Source organism: Lacinutrix sp. (assembly GCF_023299985.1).
GTDB lineage: Bacteria > Bacteroidota > Bacteroidia > Flavobacteriales > Flavobacteriaceae > Lacinutrix.
On record NZ_JALZVX010000220.1, the window covers coordinates 1 to 5,859 of the forward strand.

The 5,859-nt window shown below is 32.1% G+C and carries 7 protein-coding genes; 1 reads left to right on the forward strand and 6 read right to left on the reverse strand.

Annotated elements, in window-relative coordinates; all coding sequences use genetic code 11:
• Positions 1-37: 37 nt before the first annotated feature.
• The 3 genes from Q0C58_RS11760 to Q0C58_RS11770 are packed head-to-tail and all read right to left on the reverse strand — an operon-like array spanning position 38 to position 3,263.
• Positions 38-1,456: a flotillin family protein gene (locus Q0C58_RS11760; protein ID WP_290701799.1), complete on the reverse strand. Its 1,419-nt coding sequence runs from the start codon at positions 1,454-1,456 to the stop codon at positions 38-40.
• Positions 1,457-1,470: 14 nt separating this feature from the next.
• Positions 1,471-2,043 (reverse strand): hypothetical protein, encoded by a 573-nt coding sequence (locus Q0C58_RS11765; RefSeq protein WP_290701802.1) that lies wholly within the window; start codon positions 2,041-2,043, stop codon positions 1,471-1,473.
• A 56-nt stretch (positions 2,044-2,099) separates the two neighbouring features.
• Positions 2,100-3,263 carry a beta-ketoacyl synthase N-terminal-like domain-containing protein gene (locus Q0C58_RS11770; protein ID WP_290701805.1) on the reverse strand — a complete coding sequence of 388 codons (1,164 nt, stop codon included), beginning with the start codon at positions 3,261-3,263 and terminating at the stop codon, positions 2,100-2,102.
• A 242-nt stretch (positions 3,264-3,505) separates the two neighbouring features.
• Between Q0C58_RS11770 and Q0C58_RS11775 the strand changes: the two genes are divergently transcribed.
• Complete coding sequence (locus Q0C58_RS11775) at positions 3,506-3,865, forward strand: cytochrome c oxidase assembly factor Coa1 family protein (protein WP_290701808.1); 360 nt, start codon at positions 3,506-3,508, stop codon at positions 3,863-3,865.
• Here Q0C58_RS11775 and bioA read toward each other — a convergent pair.
• From bioA to Q0C58_RS11790, 3 genes are all read right to left on the reverse strand, one after another.
• Positions 3,851-5,116: an adenosylmethionine--8-amino-7-oxononanoate transaminase gene (gene bioA, locus Q0C58_RS11780; protein ID WP_290701811.1), complete on the reverse strand. Its 1,266-nt coding sequence runs from the start codon at positions 5,114-5,116 to the stop codon at positions 3,851-3,853. The genes Q0C58_RS11775 and bioA overlap by 15 nt on opposite strands.
• 90 nt (positions 5,117-5,206) lie before the next feature.
• The gene (locus Q0C58_RS11785) at positions 5,207-5,485 is read right to left on the reverse strand and encodes a GIY-YIG nuclease family protein (RefSeq protein ID WP_290701814.1); all 279 of its coding nucleotides are present in this window, start codon (positions 5,483-5,485) and stop codon (positions 5,207-5,209) included.
• A 47-nt stretch (positions 5,486-5,532) separates the two neighbouring features.
• A partial coding sequence (locus Q0C58_RS11790; RefSeq protein ID WP_290701817.1) for an AAA family ATPase occupies positions 5,533-5,859 on the reverse strand: 327 nt, incomplete at its 5' end.

Below are 5,859 nucleotides of genomic sequence, written 5' to 3' on the forward strand. Positions count from 1 at the left end.
ACTGCTATTAATAGCAGTTTTTTCAAGTATTTGTTAACTATGCCTTAGGCTTCTTGTCTTCTATAATTTCGGCTTCAGCATCACTTTTTACATCTTTACCTTTTAAATATTCTGGTAATTCCATTCCTGCCATATTAAACATTTCTTGTAAAGGTGGTACAGATTTATACATACCTGATAAGAAGTTTGCAGTAGACGATTTTCCATCTTTATTTCCACCATTTTCCCAAACAGTAACCTTATCAATTTTAATATTTTTAATAGCCTCAGATTGCATTTTTACTAATTCTGGTAATTTATCTGCAATTAATAATAAAACTGCATCTTTAGAATTATTTCCTGCAGCTTTTACTATTTGTTCCATACCAGAAGCTTGCTTAGTTAAGATTTCAAACTGACCTTGTGCTTCGGCTTGTGCTTTAAATAGTATAGCATCTGCCTCACCTTTTGCTCTTCTTCTAATTTGTTCAGCTTCAGCTTCAGCATCAATTTCTACTTTTCTTTTATCAATTTCTGCAGGTACAATAATATCTGCTTCTTGAGAAGAACGCTCTCTGTCTGCTCTCGCTGTTTCTGCTTCTTTTTCTGCAGCATAAGACTCTTGTAAAGCTTTTGCTGTTTGTACTTTTTCTGATGCTATTGCTACGCGTTCTGCTTCTGCTTCACGTTGACGACGTAAAGAATCTGAATTTGCAACTGCTATTTTTGCTGTGTTTTCTCCTTCTACTGCTTGCGCATTTGCTGCTGCAACTTGCGTTCTTTCATCTTGTACAGCGTTAGCTTCACCAATAGATCCATCTCTTGTTTTCTCTGCAACCGATTTACGTGCTGCGTTTATTGCATGAGCTGCTGCTTCTTTACCTAAAGCTTCAATATATCCAGACTCATCTACAATATCTGTAATGTTTACGTTAATTAGTTTTAAACCTACTTTTTTAAGTTCAGACTCAACACTTTGAGAAATGTTGGTTAAAAACTTATCGCGATCGTTGTTAATTTCTTCAATATCCATAGAAGCAACTACTAAACGTAACTGACCAAAAATAATTTCTTGGGCTAGTTCTTGAATGTCGCTTTGGTTAAGACCTAAAAGTCTTTCAGCAGCATTTTGCATAATACCAGGTTCTGTAGAGACACCAATAGTAAAACGCGATGGCACATTAACACGAATATTTTGTTTAGATAACGCATTTACTAAATTTACCTCAATAGAGATTGGTGTTAAATCTAGAAATTGATAATCTTGAATTACAGGATAAATAAAGGCTGCTCCACCATGAATACATTTGGCAGATTGTCCACCACCTACTTTACCGTAAACAACTAGAATTCTGTCCGAAGGACAACGTTTGTAGCGTTTAACAAGTACAATTAAAAAGACAAAGACGAAAAGTACTGCAAAAATAATTGCGATTGGTAATGCGAAACTAAAAGTTTCTTGAATGATTAATGTCATAAATTTTTATGGTTTTAGTTAAGTTTTTCTATAATTAATATTCCGTTTTCTGTAATTTCTTTCACCTTTATTACAGTGCCAGATTTTAAATCGTTTTCTTCATCTGTTAAGGCCTCTAATTCTCTTAATGCACCTTGAACTTTAATGTGCGCTTTTCCAATAGAAGAGCGATTTGCACCAACAGTTAGATATACTTCTCCAATGGTATTTACAGCATTTTTAAATTTCATGGTTCCACTATCACTAAGTTTGTTCATGTAAAAAAACATGGCAGCCATTATTGCCATCATTATTAATCCGCAAGCTAGAGAGATTACTATGGTTAAAGGTTTAGAAAATCCAGCATCTATACATGCTATCCCACTCCATCCAAATAAAGTAAAAAAGCCAACTAAATTTCTAAAAGTGATAAACTGAAAACCAATTCCAGTATCTGCTTCAATATCTGAATCTACATCACCAAAGTCGTCAGTGTCACCACCTAGAAATGCAGATATAGTTGTAAAAATGAAAAATAGAGAACCTATTAAAGCAATGCTCCAATATATTTTCGAAAATAATTCTAGGTTAAAAAACCAATCTGTCATAATAAACGATGTGTTAGTTAAAAATTAAATATACTGCTTTTTGAAAGTAAACTGTATTATTTAGATAGTAAAATACTTACTGCATTTCCGCCAAATCCAACAGCATTAATAATAATATTTTTGAGTTGCTTTGGTTTAGAGGTCTTAAGGTAAGGAACAGCAATAAACTCTTGTTTCTGAAGCATTAAAACAGCCATTTCTATACTTAACATACCAGAAGCTCCAAGAGTATGGCCTACTTTCCATTTATTTGTAGTTAAAGCAGGTGTTTTGTTACAAAATATTTTATTAATGGCGTTAATTTCGGCAAGATCTCCTTTAATGGTTCCAGGAGTATGTGTAACAATAGCATCTATTTCATCAGGATTTAAATCACCTAAAGCCATACGCATAGAATCTTGAAAACAATTGGCATTTGTTGAAAGCGAAGCGTTGTGTTCTAAAATTTCGGTTGCATAACCTATTCCTTTTATGGTTGCTAATGCATTTGTTTTTTTGCCAAATTCTAAACAAGCCATCGCTGCACCTTCACCTAACAGCATTGAGTTTTTAGTTTTTTCTAAATCTAAAGCACGACAAGGAAAGTGAGATGCTTCGCTTTGCTCTAAATTACAAATGGGTTTAGCATAAATTTTTAACGCTTGCATTTGTGCAATAGTAAAAGGTGTTAAAGGAGCCTCGCTACCACCAACTAAAAAGGTGTTACATAATCCAGATTGTAACCAAGCCACTCCATTTAGTAGCGCATGCAAAGCAGTAGAACAGGTTATAGAATGTGAAATTTCTGGTCCTTTGGTTTGTAAATCGTGTGCAATCCAAGACGAGATGTTTCCTAATGTTGTTGTTGGAGAGCTTAGTGTATCAGTTTTATTTCGGTTTAAAAAATCTTCATGAAAGGTTTCAAATAAACCAGTGGCTCCTCGAGAAGAACCAACATTAATTCCAAAGTTGTCTTTAGCATTCCATCTTGCTTTTTCTATAGCTTTTCTTGCAGAGTAGATTCCGAATAAAACAGAATCGTCTAGCGCTTTATATTTTGAATCTGAAGTTCTTAATTTTGAAATTTCAGTTTTAGATGCTTCACTTAAAGTAGTAATTAAATGATTGTTTTTTTCTGAAATACAATGTGCTTCATTTTTATAACTTTCCCATACTTCGTCAGTTGTTTTTCCGAGAGCAGAAATTGACGAAATTGCAGTTATTGAGATAGGTTTTAGCACTAGATTTTAATTTACATCAAAAATAAGTCATCTTGTTTTTAACTCCTACTTAGTTTTAAATTTAATGCGTAAATATTACCTCTTGTAACAAAAACTTGAAAATGAATACTTATATTTAAATTGAAGTTTAATTAATTAAAAATAGCACTAAAAACAGCCTGGACGAATTAAAACAAAAAAGTTGGTTTAGTAGAAATTGGGGATGGTTACCAGGTGGTGGCTGTTTATCACTAATAGCTATTGTGGTTTTGGTTGTTGTTGGAGCATTTTATAAAATATCTGATTCTATAGAAGAAACTGAACCATATAGTCATGCATTTTCTTTAGCAATAGAGAATGACAATTTTATTGCCTTTTTAGGTGAACCAATTGAAACAAATGGAATGGGAAGTACTAACTATAGTTATAAAAACGAATCTATTACTTCAAAATTAAGAATCCCAATTAAAGGTCCAAAAGAAGAAGGAAGTATTGTTGTTGATGCTGAGAAAATTAACGATGAATGGGTTTATAATTTACTTTATGTAGAAATTGATGGAGAAACAGAAACCATTAATCTAATTGAAATAGATGCTGAAGAAGAATCTTTAGACTATTTCTAAAGCATCTTCAATAGTTTTATAAATTTTATTTAACTGCGCATTAGAAATAGTATAAGGTGCTTGAATATATATAGTTTCACCAAGTGGTCTTAAAAAGACACCGTTTTCCATAAAAAAGTTGAAAAGCTTATAGCGCAAATCGCCATAACGTTCCATTTCAATATTTAAATCTAGTGCAAAAATAATTCCTTTTTGTCGGATAGATTTTACTTTTTTATTCGTTTTTATGTGCTTTCCAAAGGTTTTATGTTTTGAGATAATACGTTTAATATTATCTTGAATGTCTTGAGACTGTAACAACTCTAAACCTGCCAAAGCTGCTGAGCATGCTATCGGGTTGGCAGAGTAGGTATGGCAGTGAAATAAACCTTTACCAATATCGTCGCTTAAAAAAGCATTGTAAATATCTTGAGTACATGAAGTAATAGACATTGGCATTAATCCTGCTGTTAGTGCTTTACTCATGCACATAACATCTGGTTTTGTTTCCATAAAATCTGAAGCAAAAAAGCTTCCAGTTTTTCCAAAACCCGTCATAACTTCGTCTGCAACAGTAATAATATTATTAGTTTTACAAAATTTTAAAATTTGGTTTAAACCATCTGCATTGTGCATTTTCATTGCTGCTGCACCTTGCACTAAAGGTTCGTAAATAAAACCTGCTATTTTATTGTTGTCTGTAATGTCTTTTAGCTTTGCTAAAATAGTTTCGTTATTTTCTCCATTTGGTGTAGGAATACGTTTTACGTCTATAAAAAAGTCTTCGAAAGGACCATTATAAACCGATAATCCAGAAACACTCATAGCTCCAAAAGTATCACCATGAAAACTGTCTTCGAAGGCAATTAATGTATTGCGCTTATCACCCAAATTAAAATGGTATTGTAAAGCCATTTTAATTCCTATTTCTATACTAGTAGAACCATTATCTCCAAAAAAGACCTTCTCTTGGTTGTTAGGTAGTATTTTAATTAATTCTTCGCTTAGTTTTACGGCTGGTTCGTGCGTAAATCCTGCAAACACAACGTGGTCTAATTGCTGCATTTGTTTGTAAACACGACTTGTAATAAAGTCGTTACAATGGCCATACATACTTGAGTACCATGAAGCGATAGCATCTATATATTCATTACCATCTTCATTGTATAATAAGCAGTCTTTGGCTTTTACAATAGCCATAGTTTCTGGATGCAATTTGTGTTGCGTTAATGGATGCCAGATGTGTTTTTTATCGCGTTGTTTTATGCTCATATTGTCATTCCTGCGAAGGCAGGAATCTTATTAATTATACTTCAATTTTAGTCTATTTCGTCATGCTGAACTTGTTTCAGCATCACATTATTAATAATCTAAAGTCTTTAAAGTTGGATTTGTTTTTTTAATTAAATTTAACTTCCAATCTCTTTTCCAATTTTTTAATTGTTTTTCTCTAGCAATGGCTTGGTTTATATTTGTAAAAACTTCGTAATACACTAAATCTTTCAGATTATATTTTTTTGTAAAAGCGGAAGCTGTTTCATTATAATGTTCTTTTAATCTTTTTGACAAATCAGCAGTTACACCAATATAGAATGTTGTTCTGTATTGGTTGGTTAAAATGTAAATATAGCTTGATTTCATTTGTTTTATGTGATACTGAAACAAGTTCAGCATGACGGGATATAATGTTATAATTTCAATAATTCGTCTTTAAATTTTTCTGCATATTCTAAAACCACATTTTTATCAAAATAAGGTTCTTCTTCAATACGACCAATTACTGGAACGTTTGTCATTTTTTTAATAATGTCTTCTGTTGTTTTGTGTTCGTTTCCGCTAAAAATAATGGCAACATTAAAACCTTTTTCTTTTAATAAATTTACAGTTAAAAGTGTATGGTTTATACTTCCTAAATAATGCCTTGAAACTACAATTACTTTGTAATTTGGCTTAATAAGATCTAGTATGGTGTTTTTATTATTTAATGGCACAAATAAACCTCCAGCTCCTTCAAT

Coding starts and splice junctions, on each gene's coding strand:
- Q0C58_RS11760 (WP_290701799.1), bottom strand. CDS start 1,456: ATGACATTAATCATTCAAGAAACTTTTAGTTTCGCATTACCAATCGCA.
- Q0C58_RS11765 (WP_290701802.1), bottom strand. CDS start 2,043: ATGACAGATTGGTTTTTTAACCTAGAATTATTTTCGAAAATATATTGG.
- bioA (WP_290701811.1), bottom strand. CDS start 5,116: ATGAGCATAAAACAACGCGATAAAAAACACATCTGGCATCCATTAACG.
- Q0C58_RS11785 (WP_290701814.1), bottom strand. CDS start 5,485: ATGAAATCAAGCTATATTTACATTTTAACCAACCAATACAGAACAACA.